General features: G+C 64.1%; 15 protein-coding genes and 2 pseudogenes. 16 read left to right on the forward strand and 1 reads right to left on the reverse strand.

All coding sequences use genetic code 11. From position 1 onward, the window contains the following. Positions 1 to 37: 37 nt before the first annotated feature. The 5 genes and pseudogenes from ctaD (at position 38) to ACVWW1_RS05420 (ending at position 4,681) form a co-directional block, all read left to right on the forward strand. On the forward strand, positions 38 to 1,813 hold the full coding sequence (ctaD, locus tag ACVWW1_RS05400; RefSeq protein WP_456655102.1) for a cytochrome c oxidase subunit I: 1,776 nt from the start codon (positions 38 to 40) through the stop codon (positions 1,811 to 1,813). Beyond that, positions 1,810 to 2,514 (forward strand): cytochrome c oxidase subunit 3, encoded by a 705-nt coding sequence (locus ACVWW1_RS05405; RefSeq protein WP_456655103.1) that lies wholly within the window; start codon positions 1,810 to 1,812, stop codon positions 2,512 to 2,514. The genes ctaD and ACVWW1_RS05405 overlap by 4 nt, the downstream gene beginning before the upstream one ends. A gap of 17 nt (positions 2,515 to 2,531) precedes the next feature. Further along, a pseudogene (locus ACVWW1_RS05410) lies at positions 2,532 to 3,255 on the forward strand (heme-copper oxidase subunit III family protein). 9 nt (positions 3,256 to 3,264) lie between these two features. Further along, positions 3,265 to 3,672: a cytochrome C oxidase subunit IV family protein gene (locus ACVWW1_RS05415; RefSeq protein WP_176530484.1), complete on the forward strand. Its 408-nt coding sequence runs from the start codon at positions 3,265 to 3,267 to the stop codon at positions 3,670 to 3,672. Positions 3,673 to 3,772: 100 nt separating this feature from the next. Continuing rightward, positions 3,773 to 4,681, forward strand: a complete 909-nt coding sequence (locus ACVWW1_RS05420) for a heme o synthase (RefSeq protein ID WP_456655104.1) — start codon at positions 3,773 to 3,775, stop codon at positions 4,679 to 4,681. A 135-nt stretch (positions 4,682 to 4,816) separates the two neighbouring features. Here ACVWW1_RS05420 and ACVWW1_RS05425 read toward each other — a convergent pair whose 3' ends face one another. Next, complete coding sequence (locus ACVWW1_RS05425; protein ID WP_176530486.1) at positions 4,817 to 5,035, reverse strand: GDCCVxC domain-containing (seleno)protein; 219 nt, start codon at positions 5,033 to 5,035, stop codon at positions 4,817 to 4,819. Between the two features lie 243 nt (positions 5,036 to 5,278). Here ACVWW1_RS05425 and ACVWW1_RS05430 point away from each other — a divergent pair, with 243 nt between their 5' ends. From ACVWW1_RS05430 to ACVWW1_RS05480, 11 genes and pseudogenes are all read left to right on the forward strand, one after another. Beyond that, complete coding sequence (locus ACVWW1_RS05430) at positions 5,279 to 5,836, forward strand: sigma-70 family RNA polymerase sigma factor (RefSeq protein WP_456655105.1); 558 nt, start codon at positions 5,279 to 5,281, stop codon at positions 5,834 to 5,836. Next, the gene (locus ACVWW1_RS05435; protein WP_456655106.1) at positions 5,833 to 6,474 is read left to right on the forward strand and encodes an NrsF family protein; all 642 of its coding nucleotides are present in this window, start codon (positions 5,833 to 5,835) and stop codon (positions 6,472 to 6,474) included. Before ACVWW1_RS05430 ends, ACVWW1_RS05435 begins: the two co-directional genes overlap by 4 nt. A gap of 117 nt (positions 6,475 to 6,591) precedes the next feature. Continuing rightward, positions 6,592 to 6,861 (forward strand): hypothetical protein, encoded by a 270-nt coding sequence (locus ACVWW1_RS05440; RefSeq protein WP_456655107.1) that lies wholly within the window; start codon positions 6,592 to 6,594, stop codon positions 6,859 to 6,861. A gap of 115 nt (positions 6,862 to 6,976) precedes the next feature. Beyond that, positions 6,977 to 7,336: a hypothetical protein gene (locus ACVWW1_RS05445; protein ID WP_456655108.1), complete on the forward strand. Its 360-nt coding sequence runs from the start codon at positions 6,977 to 6,979 to the stop codon at positions 7,334 to 7,336. Between the two features lie 100 nt (positions 7,337 to 7,436). Then, the gene (locus ACVWW1_RS05450; protein ID WP_456655109.1) at positions 7,437 to 7,844 is read left to right on the forward strand and encodes a FixH family protein; all 408 of its coding nucleotides are present in this window, start codon (positions 7,437 to 7,439) and stop codon (positions 7,842 to 7,844) included. After that, positions 7,841 to 9,304, forward strand: coding sequence for an efflux RND transporter periplasmic adaptor subunit (locus ACVWW1_RS05455; protein WP_456655110.1), 1,464 nt, complete (start codon positions 7,841 to 7,843; stop codon positions 9,302 to 9,304). The genes ACVWW1_RS05450 and ACVWW1_RS05455 overlap by 4 nt, the downstream gene beginning before the upstream one ends. Next, complete coding sequence (locus ACVWW1_RS05460) at positions 9,301 to 12,504, forward strand: efflux RND transporter permease subunit (protein ID WP_456655111.1); 3,204 nt, start codon at positions 9,301 to 9,303, stop codon at positions 12,502 to 12,504. Before ACVWW1_RS05455 ends, ACVWW1_RS05460 begins: the two co-directional genes overlap by 4 nt. A gap of 94 nt (positions 12,505 to 12,598) precedes the next feature. Continuing rightward, a complete protein-coding gene (locus ACVWW1_RS05465; RefSeq protein ID WP_456655112.1) occupies positions 12,599 to 13,057 on the forward strand; it encodes a hypothetical protein in 459 nt (152 codons plus the stop codon). 66 nt (positions 13,058 to 13,123) lie between these two features. Continuing rightward, entirely contained in the window at positions 13,124 to 13,435 is a 312-nt protein-coding gene (locus tag ACVWW1_RS05470; protein ID WP_456655113.1) for a hypothetical protein, read from the forward strand. 9 nt (positions 13,436 to 13,444) lie between these two features. Beyond that, entirely contained in the window at positions 13,445 to 14,863 is a 1,419-nt protein-coding gene (locus ACVWW1_RS05475; protein WP_456655114.1) for a TolC family protein, read from the forward strand. A 12-nt stretch (positions 14,864 to 14,875) separates the two neighbouring features. After that, positions 14,876 to 16,232, forward strand: a pseudogene (locus ACVWW1_RS05480) (multicopper oxidase family protein). Positions 16,233 to 16,280 lie beyond the last annotated feature (48 nt).

The raw sequence follows: 16,280 nt of genomic DNA on the forward strand, positions 1-16,280 counted from the left end.
ACTCGTCGCTGAGCGGAAGACCAAGGAGGCTATTCCGATGGTCGATATCCCGTTTGATGAGGTCGCAGGCATCCCGCCCGCCGAAGTAGGTGAGGTCGAGCTCTATCACCCGCACAGCTGGTGGACGAGGTACGTCTTTTCGCAAGACGCCAAGGTTATCGCCGTCCAGTACTCGATCACGGCGATGTCCATCGGAATGGTTGCGCTGGTGCTGTCGTGGATGATGCGGCTGCAACTGGGATTTCCCGGCACATTCTCCTTCATCGATGCCAATCAGTACCTTCAGTTCATCACCATGCACGGCATGATCATGGTGATCTACCTGCTCACGGCGTTGTTCCTCGGCGGCTTCGGCAACTACCTCATCCCGCTGATGGTTGGCGCGCGGGACATGGTCTTCCCCTACGTGAACATGCTGAGCTACTGGGTCTACCTGCTCGCCGTGCTGGTGCTGGTCGCGACGTTCTTCGTGCCCGGTGGGCCGACCGGCGCCGGCTGGACGCTTTATCCACCACAGGCGATTCTTTCCGGCACCCCCGGGCAGGATTGGGGCATCGTTCTCATGCTGGCCTCGCTGATCCTGTTCATCATCGGTTTCACGATGGGCGGGCTCAATTATGTGGTGACGGTGCTGCAGGCCCGCACGCGCGGCATGACGTTGATGCGGATGCCCCTGACGGTGTGGGGCATCTTCACGGCTACCGTGATGGCGCTGTTGGCCTTCCCGGCGCTGTTCGTCGCCTCGGTGATGCTGTTGCTGGACCGCCTCCTGGGAACCAGCTTCTTCATGCCGACGCTGGTCGAGATGGGCCAGCTGACGAAGTATGGCGGCGGCAGCCCGATCCTGTTCCAGCATTTGTTCTGGTTCTTCGGCCACCCCGAAGTCTACATCGTGGCCTTGCCGGCCTTCGGCATCATTTCCGATCTGATCAGCGTCCACGCGCGAAAAAACATCTTCGGCTATCGCATGATGGTCTGGGCGATCGTGGCGATCGGTGCGCTCAGCTTCGTTGTATGGGCGCACCACATGTATGTGAGCGGCATGAACCCGTATTTCGGGTTCTTCTTCGCCACCACGACACTCATCATCGCCATCCCGACTGCGATCAAGGTCTACAACTGGGTGCTGACGCTGTGGCGCGGCGACATCCATCTCACGGTGCCGATGCTGTTCGCGCTCGCGTTCATCATCACGTTCGTGAACGGCGGCCTGACCGGACTGTTTCTCGGTAACGTGGTTGTGGACGTTCCGCTGTCGGACACGATGTTCGTTGTCGCGCACTTCCACATGGTGATGGGTATCGCGCCGATCATGGCCGTGTTTGGTGGACTCTATCACTGGTATCCGAAAGTCACCGGACGCATGCTCAATGAGGCGCTTGGACGCTTCCACTTCTGGGTGACGTTCATCGGGGCCTATGCGGTCTTCTTCCCGATGCACTATCTGGGCCTGCTCGGGATGCCTCGCCGCTATCACGACATCGGCGAGACAGCCTTTGTCCCGGCATCCGCCCACGACCTCAATGCGTTCATGAGTGTGGCGGCGCTGATTGTCGGCTTCGCCCAGCTTGTCTTCCTGTTCAATCTCATCTGGAGCCTGTTCAAGGGAAAAGAGGCTGGCAGCAACCCCTGGGGAGCCGCCTCGCTGGAGTGGCAGACACCGGAAACCCCGCCCGGACATGGCAACTGGGGCAAGGACCTCCCGATCGTCCATCGCTGGGCCTACGATTACAGCGTGCCGGGCGCTGCGGGGGACTTTGTGCCGCAAAATGAACCGCCGGCCGGATTGGCGACGCAGGGAGCCCATCCGTGAGTGCCATCATCCTGTTCATTGCTACAATTGCAGCGATCGCGGGATGGTGGCTCTCGCAGCAACGGCTGGCTGCCAAGCCGTGGCTGGAGCAGGGTGTGGCCGTCGATCTTCGCGGTGAGCGCGGTTCGTCCGTGCCGACGGCGAAGATCGGACTGGGCGTGTTTCTCGCGGTCGTCGGCTCGTTGTTCGCGCTCCTGATCAGTGCTTACTCCATGCGCAACAGCATGGTGGACTGGCGGGAACTGCCCCTGCCCAGGCTGTTGTGGTTCAATACCGGCGTCCTGGTCATCAGCAGCGTGGCGCTGCAATGGGCGTACATGGCCGCGCGACGCGACGAAATTGACGGCCTGATCGTCGGCCTGCTGATCGGCGGAGCATCCGCCGTGACCTTCCTGGCCGGGCAGCTATTGGTCTGGCAGCAGCTGAAGGTCGCCGGCTATTTCGTGGCGTCCAATCCAGCCAATTCCTTCTTCTACCTGATCACCGCGGTGCACGGACTGCATCTGATGGGCGGTCTGGTGGCGCTCGGCAGGACGACCGCCAATGTGTGGCGTGGCGCGCCGATGATGCAGATGGGCTTGAGCGTGGAGCTCTGCGCCATTTATTGGCATTTCCTGTTGTTGGTCTGGCTGATCTTGCTCGGTCTGATGACGGGCTGGACCGACAATTTGGTCGACATCTGTCGCCAGTTGCTCACCTAGCGAGGGGGCGGGAAGCGATGACGGAAACCACACTTGCAACCCCCAAGCCGTCGCCCGGAACGATACCCGGATTGCGCGGCATCGCCGCCGACTGGGCCTCGGACCAGCGTGCCTTCAAGCACGTGTCCTGGGGGAAGGCCATGATGTGGATCTTCCTTCTGAGCGACACCTTCATCTTCAGCTGCTTCCTGCTGTCGTACATGACGGCGCGAATGTCGACGACCGTGCCGTGGCCCAATCCCAGCGAAGTCTTCGCGCTCAATCTCGGCGGCAAGCACATCCCGCTCATCCTGATCGCGATCATGACTTTCATCCTGATCAGCAGCAGCGGCACGATGGCGATGGCCGTCAACTTCGGTTACCGCCGGGATCGCGCCAAAACGGCAGCCTTGATGCTGGCCACCGCAGCATTTGGCGCGACGTTCGTCGGAATGCAGGCCTTCGAATGGACCAAGCTGATCATGGAGGGCGTGCGGCCGTGGGGCAACCCGTGGGGCGCGCCGCAATTTTGGCGCCTGTTTCTTCATGATCACCGGCTTCCACGGCACCCACGTGACCATCGGTGTGATCTTCCTGATCGCCGTCGCGCGAAAGGTTTGGCGGGGAGACTTCGACGTCGAGCGGCGTGGCTTTTTCACGAGCCGGAGGGGGTATTACGAGATCGTCGAAATCATGGGCCTGTACTGGCACTTCGTCGATCTGGTGTGGGTATTCATCTTTGCCTTTTTCTATCTCTGGTGAGGTTGGCGCATGACAAACGCAGCGGTACATGTGGAAGGGCAGGCAACTCAACATGGGCTGCACGCGTATGTGCACGACGCAGTCGCATCGGGAGCCACGCACGCAAAGGGCCAGCAGCATCCGATCAAGCTCTATCTCGTGGTCTGGGGATGGCTGTTCGTGCTCAGCACCTGCTCATACCTCGTCGACTTCTTCGGCATCCATGGCCATCTCCGCTGGTCACTGATCCTGCTGTTCATGGTGCTGAAGGCCGGCCTGATCGTTGCCGTGTTCATGCACATGGCCTGGGAGCGGTTGGCGTTGGCCTACGCCATCCTGTTGCCGCCGGTGCTCGTGCTGGTCTTTGTGGGGATCATGGTGTTCGAATCCGACTATACGCATCTGCTTCGGGTCATGTTTTTCGCGTCAGCGAGCTAGAGGCAAGACGGCTGAGAACTCGCCACGTCATCTGGGACTCTGCGAAGAAGGCCTTCAACCGATGGCCTCTAGAGTATCGAACTGACGAGGAATCAATCTCGTGCAAATCAATCGTTCAATTCTTCGCCGGAGCTACACGAACATCGGAGACTACGTCGCTTTGACGAAACCGCGCGTCATGTCGCTGGTCGTCTTTACCGCACTGGTCGGTCTTATGGTCGCACCAGGCGGCATCGATCCCGTGACCGGCGTCGTTGCTCTTGCTTGCATAGCTGCGGGAGCTGGCGCCGCAGGTGCGCTCAACATGTGGTACGATGCCGACATCGATGCGGTGATGGCGCGGACCGCCATCCGTCCAATCCCTGGCGGCCGTGTATCGCGCTCGGAAGCATTGGTTTTCGGATTGATGCTCGGGACGTGCGCCGTCCTGGCCCTCGGCACTTTGCTGAATATGGCCGCTGCTGCTCTCCTTGCTTTCACGATTTTCTTCTACGTCGTCGTCTACACGATATGGCTGAAGCGCCGAACACCGCAGAATATCGTCATTGGCGGTGCCGCCGGTGCACTCCCTCCGGTGATCGGCTGGGTCGCGGTCACCGGAAACGTCGGGCTCGAGCCGCTCATCCTGTTCTTGATCATCTTCCTTTGGACGCCACCCCACTTCTGGGCACTGTCGCTCAATCTTGCTGGAGAATATGCCCGCGCCGGTGTGCCGATGTTGCCCGTCGTCGCCGGCAAGACCGAAACAAAGCGCCAGATTCTTCTCTATAGCGTGCTTTTGGTTCCGATCTCGCTGCTACCCTATGCACTGGGATTCGCGGGGGGCATCTATGGCGCGGCCGCCGCGATGCTGGGAGCGATCATGATCTTTCTCGCATGGCAAGTACGTCGAAGCCACGACAAGGAAAGGCGGCCTGCTCGTCGCTTGTTCGTGTTTTCGATGCTCTATCTGGTGCTTCTTTTTGGTGTGCTGCTGATGGATGCTGCACCCTACGCTCAGTCCTACTAACGCGACGCATTCGAATCGACAGCCGCAGGGCTTACTTCGTGCTGTCCCCGGCGAGACCGGGCTTGTCTATTCCGACAAACCGAAATTTTTTCGCCGCGGCGGCCTGCGCCGCAGGGCAAATCAATGGCAGGGCGTTCAGGCCGGCGTTGACCCGCCACAGCATTCGCCGCGCGTTTGCACCGGAGGGCAGGGGACAGTCCCGTAAGAGCAGAACACGCAGCAATCGCCGGCAAGCGGCTTGAGGCGGGTGCCGCAGCCGCGGCAGTCGTAGAAGAACTGGCAGGCATCGGTCGGCATGGTTTCGGTCGCGGCGAATCCGCAGGCCGGACAGGTCAGGGTCGACACGAGTTGCATAGGCCGCGGGTCCGTTGGTCAGCCCCTTATGTCATTTGGGCGATTGCACAGGTCAAGGCCCCGTCTGGCAGGATTGTGATCGGCGGTCGCCAAAGACGGGCTTATCCAGGCGCGATGAACTCGCGAACTGACGTCGATTACGCGCGAATCGAACCCGTCACGGCATCAAAAATATTCATCGTCCGGCCGATCGGGGTGTAACCAAACCGGCCGCTTGAGCGAACCAGATCATAGATGCGCTGCATGACGACCGCGGAACACGAGCTCAAGCAACTGATGCTTGCCAGCCAGGATGGCGATGCGGCGGCCCACCGGGCGTTGCTGGAGCGCCTGAGCCGGCATTTGCGTGCCTACTACAAGAGCAAGCTTGCGAGGAGCGGCCGCGGCGCGGCGGAGGCGGAGGACCTGGTGCAGGAGGCCGTGTTGGCAATTCACCTCCAGCGGCACACCTACGACCCGGCACAGAAGCTGACGCCGTGGGTGCACGCGGTCGCGCGCTACAAGCTGATCGATTTCCTGCGTCGCACGCGGACCTCGCGCGCCGACGTGCCGATCGATGAGGCCGACGACATCACAGCCCATGACGATCATATCGGCGCCGAGAGCAGCTTTGACCTCAGGCGATTGCTAAAGCAATTGCCGGCGAACATGCAGTGCGCGATCGCGGCCGTAAAGCTCGATGGATTGAGCGTCGCAGAAGCGGCGCAGCGATGCGACATGTCGGAATCCAGTGTGAAGGTCAGCATTCATCGCGGGCTGAAGGCTTTGGCCGCGTTGATCGCCGGGAGGACGGAGCCATGAAGACGGATGACCTCATCGCGGCGCTGAGCAACAATGTCGAGCCGGTCGATCGCCGGCTGGTCAGCCGGGCCGTGGCCATTGCGCTTGGGCTGGGGCTGGTTGCAGCGCTTGGCCTCGTGCTTGCCGGGCTCGGCGTTCGCGCCGACCTGACCACGCCGCGTGCCGTGACCTTTCTTCTTCTGAAGCTCGCATTCGCGCTCGGCACTGTCGGCGCTGCGTCGGTCTATCTGACCCGGCTGGCGCGGCCGGGCGGCGAGCGAAAGATCTCGCTTGGACTTGCCGCACTCCCGTTCGGGGCGATCATGCTGCTTGCCGCCATCAGCCTCGGACAGGCGCCCAGCTCCCACTGGAACAGGATGGTCATGGGAGACCAATGGCTCGAATGCCTCATCTCTGTTCCGATCATCGCGATCGTGCCGTTTGCCGTGGTGATCTGGGCGGTCAGAAAGGCGGCGCCGACCAATCTGGTGCAGGCGGGGGCATTCGGCGGCCTTGTCGCAGGTGGCGTGAGCGCCGTCGCCTATGCACTCCACTGCACCGATGACTCGTTGCCCTTTGTCGCGCTGTGGTACGGCGGCACGATCGTGCTGTGCACACTTGCAGGCGCGGCATTGGGACCGCGATTGCTACGCTGGTGAAACGCAGCGATCCGACCTCTCACGTCGGCGTGAGCGTGTAACCGGGAAAACTATTGGCTCCGAACTCATGATCAGAAGCGCAAATCAATGCGCTTCAGGAAAATGATGGAGCCGCTGATGTCGATCAACAAATGCCTTCTTGCCTTCTCAATCCTCGCGCCGCTGGTGGTGGCGTCGGCAACCGCGCAAGCGGGCCTGACGGCCTCCGACAGGAGATACCTGCCCAATGAGGCCGCAGAAACCGCACCGGCGGGTACCGTTGACGTGCAACGCGACCCGATGTCTGCATTCGGCTACGATCAGGGAGCGGCACACTTGCAGCCGGCGAGTGTCCCGGACGCTGCGCGGACGCCGTGGCGCTATCACGGCGGCCCGAAGTCTCAATAGGTGCTCCGTGCAGGCCGCCAGGCCGGCATGAACGATTAACCACCCAAGCTCCCGCTGGTGCAGTTGTGAACAGGGTGACCTTTTCAGCACCCGTCCTTTGTGAGACTGTCGCGACATGAATGTTCGCCAATTGTTCAGATTGCTGCTCGCCGTCCTCGTGACGGCAGGCCTGACAATTGCGCCGCTGGCGACGCCCGCGGCGGCCGGATCTTCGTTGACCGGTATGAGCCAGATGGCGGACATGTCGGACATGACGGCCGATATGCCGTGCTGCCCCGACAAGCAGAAGAGCAATGATTGCCGGGATTGTCCGCTGGTTGCGATCTGCATGTTGAAGGTTTTGCACGAGGGACCATCGACGTTCGGTCTCGCGGTGAGGCCGGCGACGCAGCTGCAATTGCATCCGCATGACGATCTGGTCGCTGACGGGCTGGTCCGTCCGCCGCCCGACCATCCTCCTCGACATTTGGTCTGACTGGCGCCGCAAGCGCCGTTGCTGCCGCGCGACCTTCTGGCGCGTGGACGTCGCATGCCGCGCAAGCGGCAGGCCAAATCCAATCGAGGAGTGAAACGAAATGACGTCGTTCAATACGTCGCGTGCCGTAGCGGCCGCGCTCATCGGCCTGGCGCTGACTGGCACCGCCACTGTCGCGCTCGCCGACATCAAGGACTACGAATTCCAGCTCGTCGACCAGACCGTCCAGGCTGGTCCGGACAAGGTTGTCACCGTTCGGCTGATGAACAAGAAGACCGGCAAGGCCGTGCCTGACGCCGTGATCTTCGCGACGCGGCTCGACATGGCGCCGGACGGCATGCAGGAGATGGCCACCAAGGTCACGCCGATGCCTGGGATCGAACCCGGCACCTATCGGTTCAAGGCGAACTTCGGCATGGCCGGGCGCTGGCAGCTGTCGGTCGGTGCGAAGGTGCAGGGCGAGACCGGCACGGTCGAAAGCAAGCTCGTCGTCACGGCCGGAAAATGAACCGGCTCGCTCTGGCAGGCGTTGCCGCTGCGATCGTTGCAGCGGCAGGCGTCGTATATCCCGGTCGCGGCCTGCCGCCGTGGCCGGGCGCAAATCTTGCCGCCTCCGCCGCGCAAGCGGCGGAAGCTGGCGCGCCGATCTATTTCCGCGATCCGGACGGCAAGCCGTCTTACTCGCTGACACCGAAGAAGACGCCTGACGGCCGCGACTACCAGCCGGTTGCCGCCGGCGCAGATCTCAGCTTCGACGAGGCGGACGCGCCAATGGCGATGCCGGCGGACAACAACGCCACGGCCGCCAAGGGCGAGCGCAAGGTCAAATATTATCGCAATCCGATGGGCCTTCCCGACACCTCGCCGGTGCCGAAGAAGGATTCCATGGGGATGGACTACATCGCCGTCTACGACGGCGAGGACAGCGACGGCGGCTCGATCACGCTGTCGCCGGGAAAAATCCAGCGCACCGGCGTCAAATCCGAAGCGGCGGAGCTGCGCCGCATCCGCACGCTGGTCCGTGCCCCCGGCACGATCCAGCTCGACGAACGGCGGGTCTCCGTCATCGCGATGCGTGCCGAGAGCTATGTGCAGAAGGTCGCCGACATCACGACCGGCAGCCGGGTGACCAAGGGGCAGCCGCTGATGGAGATCTACAGCCCGGCGGTGTCGTCCGCGGCGGCCGAATATGTCGCGACCATGACCTCGAAAGCGATCGCGAATATCGAGCCCTACGGACGCGGCTCCAAGCAGCGGCTGACCAATCTCGACGTTCCCGAGACCGTCATCGCCGAGATGGAGAAAAGCCACACGGTGCCGCTCGCGATCCAGTGGTTGTCGCCGCGCGACGGCATCGTGTTGCAGCGTGCGGCGATCGAGGGCATGCGCGCCCAGCCCGGTGACGTGCTGTTCCGGATCGCCGACGTCTCTGTCGTGTGGGCACTGGTCGACGTCGCTGAGCGCGACCTCGGCAATATCGTGGTCGGCCAGAAGGTCGCGGTGCGGGCCCGCAGCTATCCCGGCCGCACGTTCATGGGCCAGATCAGCGTGATCTATCCGCAGGTCAACAAGGATACGCGCACCGCGCGGGTGCGGATCGAATTGCAGAATGCCGATCTCGCGCTGCTGCCGGACATGTATGTCGACGCCGAGATCGACATTGGCAGCGCGGCGCCGGTGCTGACGGTGGCGGAAAACTCCATCCTCGACACCGGGAGCCGGCAGACCGTGCTGATCGACCGGGGCAACGGGCGGTTCGAGCCCCGCGTGGTCAAGCTCGGGCGGCGCGGCGACGGCTATGTCGAGATCCGCGACGGGATCGCGGAGGGCGATGCGGTCGTCACGTCGGCGACCTTCCTGATCGATGCCGAAAGCAACCTGAAGGCGGCGATCAAGGGCTTTGCCGAGGCCGGCGCTGCGCAAGCGGCAACGGCCGACGGCCAGACGACGGACGGAGGCCGGCCATGATCGTGCGTGTCATCGCCTGGTCGGCGCGCAACCTGCTGCTGGTGCTGTTCGGCACCGGCTTTGCGGCCGCCGCGGGTCTCTACGCGTTGCTGCATCTGCCGCTCGATGCGATCCCCGATCTCTCCGACACCCAGGTCATCGTCTACACCGAGTATCCCGGCCAGGCGCCGCAGGTGATCGAGGACCAGGTCACCTATCCCCTGACCACGGCGATGCTGACGGTGCCGAAATCGAAGGTCGTGCGCGGCTTCTCGTTCTTCGGCGTCTCCTTCGTCTATGTCATCTTCGAGGACGGCACCGACATCTACTGGGCGCGCTCGCGCGTGCTCGAATTCCTCAACGGCGCGGCGTCGCGGCTGCCGGCCGGCGTGTCGCCGACCATCGGTCCCGACGCGACCGGCGTCGGCTGGGTCTACCAGTATGCCGTGATGTCGAAAGAGCTGAATCTTGCCGACACCCGCACCATCCAGGACTGGAACCTGAAATTCGCGCTGGCGAGAGCGGAAGGCGTCGCCGAGGTCGCGAGCGTCGGCGGCTTCGTCAAGCAGTACAATGTGATCCTCGATCCGCAGCGGATGCGCGACCGCGGCATCACCATGCAGCGGATGCGCGATGCGATCCGCGCCAGCAATGCCGATGTCGGCGGCCGCACCGTCGAGCTCTCCGAGTTCGAATATGTCATTCGCGGCAAGGGCTATCTCAGGGATATCAACGATCTCGGCAACATCGTGCTGAAGACCGACAACGGCACGCCGGTGCTGCTGCGCGACGTCGCCCGCGTCGAGCTCGGCCCCGACGAGCGGCGCGGCATCGCCGAATTGAACGGCGAGGGCGAGGTGGCGAGCGGCATCGTGCTGCAACGCTTCGGCGTCAATGCGCTCGACGTGATCGAAAACGTCAAGAAACGCTTCAAGGAGATCGCGACCAGCCTGCCGAAGTCGGTCGAGATCGTGCCGGTCTATGACCGGTCCAACCTGATCTATGCGGCGATCGACACGCTCAAGCGCACGCTGTTCGAGGAGAGCGTCGTGGTCGCGCTGGTCTGCTTCGTGTTCCTGCTGCATGTCCGCAGCGCGCTGGTCGCGATCCTGATGCTGCCGGTCGGCGTGTTGATGGCGTTCGGCGCGATGAAGCTGCTCGGGATCGGTTCCAACATCATGAGTCTCGGCGGCATCGCGATTGCGATCGGCGCCATGATCGATGCGGCGATCGTGATGATCGAGAACGCGCACAAGCACCTGGAGCGGGCCGAGCCCGGCCGGTCGCGGGTCGCGATCCTGATCGAGGCCGCGGCGGAGGTGGGGCCGGCGCTGTTCTTCAGCCTGCTCATCATCACCGTGTCGTTCATGCCGATCTTCACGCTGGAATCGCAGGAGGGGCGGCTGTTCTCGCCGCTCGCCTTCACCAAGACGTTTGCGATGGCGGCAGCCGCGCTGCTGTCGGTGACGCTGGTTCCGGCACTGATGGTGATCTTCGTCCGCGGCAGGATCGTCCCCGAGCACAAGAATCCGATCAATCGCTTCCTGATCTGGATCTACCGTCCGGTCATCAACGGCGTGTTGCGGGCGAAGACGCTGGTGATCCTGCTCGCACTCGGTGCGATCGCCGTGACCGTCTGGCCGGCCCGGCAACTCGGCACCGAGTTCATGCCCGACCTCAACGAGGGCACGCTGCTCTACATGCCGACCACGCTGCCGGGGATTTCGGTGACCAAGGCGGCCGAGCTGCTGCAGATGCAGGACCGCATCATCCGCAGCTTTCCCGAGGTCGTCTCGGTCTACGGCAAGGCCGGCCGCGCCGCGACCGCGACCGACCCGGCGCCGTCGGAGATGTTCGAGACCGTGGTCAACCTCAAGCCGAAACAGCAATGGCGCAAGGGCCTCACACTCGACGGCCTGATCGCCGAGATGGATAAGGCGCTGCAATTTCCTGGCGTCTCCAATGCCTGGACCATGCCGATCAAGGCGCGCATCGACATGCTGTCGACCGGGATCAGAACGCCGGTCGGCGTCAAGGTGATCGGCCCCGATCTCGCCGTGATCGACAAGCTCGCCCGCCAGATCGAGCAGGTCGTGAAAGGCGTGCCCGGCACTTCGTCGGCCTATGCCGAGCGCGGCCTCGGCGGTTACTACCTCGAGATCACGCCGAACCGCGAGGCGTTATCGCGCTACGGCATCGCGGTGCAGGACGTGCAGGACACGATCGCGACCGCGCTCGGCGGCCAGACCGTCACGACGACGGTGGAGGGACGCCAGCGCTTCACGGTCAACATGCGCTATCCGCGCGACCTGCGCGACAATCCGGGCGCGATCGCCAGCGACATCCTGGTGCCGATGCCGGCGGGCGGCGCGGTGCCGCTCGGCGAGGTCGCCGATATCACGCCGGCGCGCGGGCCGACCACGATCAGGACCGAGAACGGGCAGCTTGCGACCTACATCTATGTCGATATCCGCGATCGCGATCTCGGCGGCTATGTCGCGGATGCGCAGCGCGCGGTGCAGGCCGCCGTGCAGTTTCCGCCAGGAGCCTATGTGATCTGGAGCGGGCAATACGAATATCTCGAACGCGCCGCGGCGCGGCTCAAGATCGTGGTGCCGGTGACGCTTCTGATCATTTTCCTGTTGCTCTACCTCAACTTCCGCTCGGTGGCGGAGACCATGATCGTGATGCTGTCGTTGCCGTTCGCGCTGGTCGGCGGGCTCTGGCTGATGTGGGCGCTCGGCTTCAACCTGTCGGTTGCGGTCGCGGTCGGCTTCATCGCGCTCGCCGGTGTCGCCGCCGAGACCGGTGTCGTGATGCTGATGTATCTCAACCATGCGCTGGCCGAGGTCACCGCGCGTCGCGTCGCCGAGGGCCGCACGATCGGTCGCGACGATCTCAACCACGCGATCATCGAGGGCGCGGTCGAGCGGGTGCGGCCGAAGATGATGACGGTGGTTGCCATCATGGCCGGGCTATTGCCGATCATGTGGAGCACCGGCACCGGCTCCGAGATCATGCAGCGCATCGCGGTGCCGATGATCGGCGGCATGATCTCGTCGACCTTGCTGACGCTGATCGTGATTCCCGCTATCTTCGCCGTCGTGAAGGGCATGGGGCTTCGCGTGAGGATGCCGGGAGCGGATGTCGTTGCGCCGGTCGTGCGACAGCGTGTAGCAGGGGCAGGGAATCCGTTGGCTGGTTCAAACCGGATTGAATGATACCCTGAGGGGGTATAGACGATGGCGGTTCGCGGCCGACTGATTTGCAGCCGGGGTGCGGTCAGGTGAGTTCGGGGCGATCACGCAGGTGTTGGTGCGGTTGACGAGGTCAGGGCGGGTGCGGGCGGGATGTTCCATCATCCTGACCTATCTGTTCTGCGTCCTCGCGCCGTCCGTCGCGCTCGCGTTCGGGGCGCCGTTTCCGTGCCTGACCGATGAGGTCCAGCCGGCCGCCGCGGTGCGGGTGCATGATGCCTCGATGGCGCAGGCCGATGGCGCCGCGCACGATCATGCCGCCCACGATCATGGCGGCATGCATATGCATCACGCCGCCGATGGCGCTGAACCTCCTGCCAAGCACAGCCACGACGGCAAGAACGCGCCGGGGCCGTGCTGCGCGATGATGTGCGTGTCGGCGCTGCCGGCCGATCTTCCGTCCGTCACTGCTCCCTTGCGCCCGATCGCGACCCGTCTCGCCGAGGCTCTTCAGAGCCTGCACAGCGAGGCGCCCGCGCGAGCTCTATCGTCCCCCCATCGCCTGATCCTCAGCTGACATCGTGGCTGCGCCGCGCGCTCGCGTGCGCATGCCTGTCATTCATCTGACGATCGGGACAGACCCATGTATTCGCATTTCGGGGCGAGGCTCGCCGCCGTGGCCACACGGCTTGGCAACCGGCTTGGCTGGCGCGCGCCATCCACATTCGTGTCGCGGATCGCCGCCGCCATCCTCGCAGTTGCGCCGCTCGCCGGTTGCATGGCCGACGGCCGGCCGCTTGCCGTCGCAGGCGATCCGGCGAACCCGTCGGCAGGCAGCACCAGCGTCGGCTACCGCTCGACGATCGCGCCCTACAGCAGCCTGCGTCCGGCAACGCCGCTGCCCTGGCGCGAGCGCAACGACGGCGTGACGCCGCCGACCAAGTCGAATCGGTAGGAGGGCGCCATGCGACATCTGGCCATCGTGCCGATCCTGCTGCTGACATCCGCGCTCGCGGGATGCGCGTCGTTCTCGCCCGACAGCGGCATGGGCGCCGTCTCCGAGGTCACCGAGCAGGCGATCGGCAAGAACGTTGCTTTCGTTCGCACCAAAGACGAAGCCACGACCGTCGACGCCGCGGTGAAGCGGCTGCTGGCGCGCAACCTGACCGCGGATGCCGCCGTCCAGCTCGCGCTGCTGAACAACAAGGGTTTGCAGGCCGCCTATAACGAGCTGGCGTTAGCGGAGACGGATCTCGTTGCCGACAGCCTGCCGCCGAACCCGACCTTTTCGGTCTCGCGCATCACCGGCAACGGCGCCAGCGAGGTCGAGCGGCAGGTGGTCGGCGACATCCTGGCGCTGGCGACGCTGCCGGCGCGCTCCGAAATCGCGCGCGAGCGCTTCCGCCAGGCGCAGCTCAGGGCCGCGCTGGCCACCTTGCGGCTCGCCGCCGAGGTGCGGCGCAGCCACGTCGCGGCTGTCGCCGCGAACGAGATGGTCGCGCTGCTGACGGATGCTAAGGCGACCGCCGAATCGACGGCACAGCTCGCCAAGAAACTCGGCGAGACCGGCGGCATGAACAAGCTCGACCAGGCTCGCGAGCAGGTGTTCTACGCCGAGATCACCGCCGACCTCGCCAGCGCGCGGCAGAATGCGGCGAGTTCGCGCGAGCGGCTCGCGCGTCTGCTCGGGCTCTGGGACGGCGATCTCGGCTTCCGACTCCCCAGCAAGTTGCCATTGCTGCCGAAGCGGCCACTGGAACAGCCGTCGATCGAGGTCGCCGCGGTTGGTCATCGCGTCGATCTGCAGATCGCACGGATGGAGATTGTCGCGCTTGCCAAGGCGCTCGATCTCACCGAGGCGACGCGCTTCGTCACGCTGCTCGATGTCGCCGGCATCGACAGGCGGACGCGCGATCCTGAAGGCCCGCCGTTCAGGGAGCGCGGCTTCGACGTCCAGTTCCAGATTCCGATCTTCGACGGCGGCGAGGTGCGGGTGCGTCAGGCGGCCGAGACCTACCGGCAGGCCATGAACCGGCTGACCGAGAAGGCCATCAATGTCCGCTCCGAGGCGCGCGACGCCTACCGCGTCTACCGCTCGACCTACGACATCGCGAGCCACTACCAGCGCGAGGTGCTGCCGCTGCGGCAGATCATCACCGAGGAGATGCAGCTGCGCTTCTCCAGCATGCAGGTCGACGTGTTCGCACTGCTGACCGAAGCGCGGCAGCGGCTCGGCTCGCTGCGCGCAACGATCGATGCCAAACGCGACTTCTGGCTGGCGCAATCCGACCTGCAGACCGCCATCAACGGCGGCGGCCCGGCGGCCGCGCCATCGACACCATCCGCCATCGCCTCGACCGCGCCTGCGGCCGGCGATCATTGAGAGGAGACGTAGATGTTTTCACGTCGAGGATTTTTGGGGAGCGCGGCGCTGGTCGCGGCAAGCGCGGTCAGCGGCCGCGTCCAGGCTGCCGCGATTCCGGAGGCGCCGACCATGGACAGAGCGGTGATGCAGCCGCCGCTGCATCCGACAAGCGGGCCTCGACTACCGGCCCGTCGTCACGCTCAACGGTTGGTCGCTGCCGTGGCGGATGAACGGCGACTGGAAGGAATTCCATCTCGTCGCCGAGCCGGTGGTGCGCGAATTCGCCGACGGCATGAAGGCGAACTTGTGGGGCTATAACGGCCAGGCGCCGGGCCCGACGATCGAGGCGGTTGAAGGCGACAAGGTCCGCATCTTCGTCACCAACAAGCTGCCGGAGCACACCACGGTGCACTGGCACGGCATGATCGTGCCATCAGGCATGGACGGCGTCGGCGGCCTCAACCAGCCGCACATCAAGCCGGGCAAGACCTTCGTTTACGAGTTCGAGCTGAAGCACAGCGGGACCTTCATGTACCACCCGCATTCCGACGAGATGGTGCAGATGGCGATGGGCATGATGGGCATGTTCATCGTGCATCCGCGCGATCCGGCGTTCCGTCCCGTCGACCGCGATTTCGTCTTCATCATGAGCAGCTACCTGATCGACCCCGGCACCTATCTGCCGAAGGTCAACGAGATGACCGATTTCAACATGTGGACCTGGAACAGCCGCGTCTATCCCGGCATCGATCCGATGCCGATCCGGCTCGGCGACAGGATCCGCGTGCGGATCGGCAATCTGACCATGACCAATCATCCGATCCATGTGCACGGACATAATTTCGCGGTGACCTGCACCGACGGCGGCTGGGTGCCGCAGAGCGCGCAATATCCGGAGACCACGACCGACGTGCCGGTCGGCGCCGTGAGGGCGTTCGACATGCTCGCCGACAATCCGGGCGACTGGGCGTTTCACTGCCACAAGTCGCACCACACCATGAACGCGATGGGCCACGACGTGCGCAACTTTATCGGCGTGTCGCGCAAGGATCTGGCCAAGGCGGTCGGCAAGCTCGCGCCCGACGCCATGGTGATGGGATCGACCGGCATGGCGATGGGCAACATGGAGATGCCGGCGCCCGACAACACGCTGCCGATGATGACCGGAACGGGGCCGTTCGGGCCGATCGAGATGGGCGGCATGTTCACCGTGATGAAGATCCGCGAGGGGCTCGGCCGCGACGATTACGCCGATCCCGGTCCCTACAATTATCCGCCGGGCACCGTGGCCTACGAGGTCGACGCGCCCGCCGCCGAACCCGCGCGGCAGCCGCCGGCGGCGCCTGAGCGAAAAGCCAAGCCATCGATGAAGGGAATGAAGATGTAGCGGATCGACGTGCCGTCCAACGAAAAGCAAGCAACAAACTCAGAATGG

Source organism: Bradyrhizobium sp. JR3.5 (assembly GCF_054057015.1).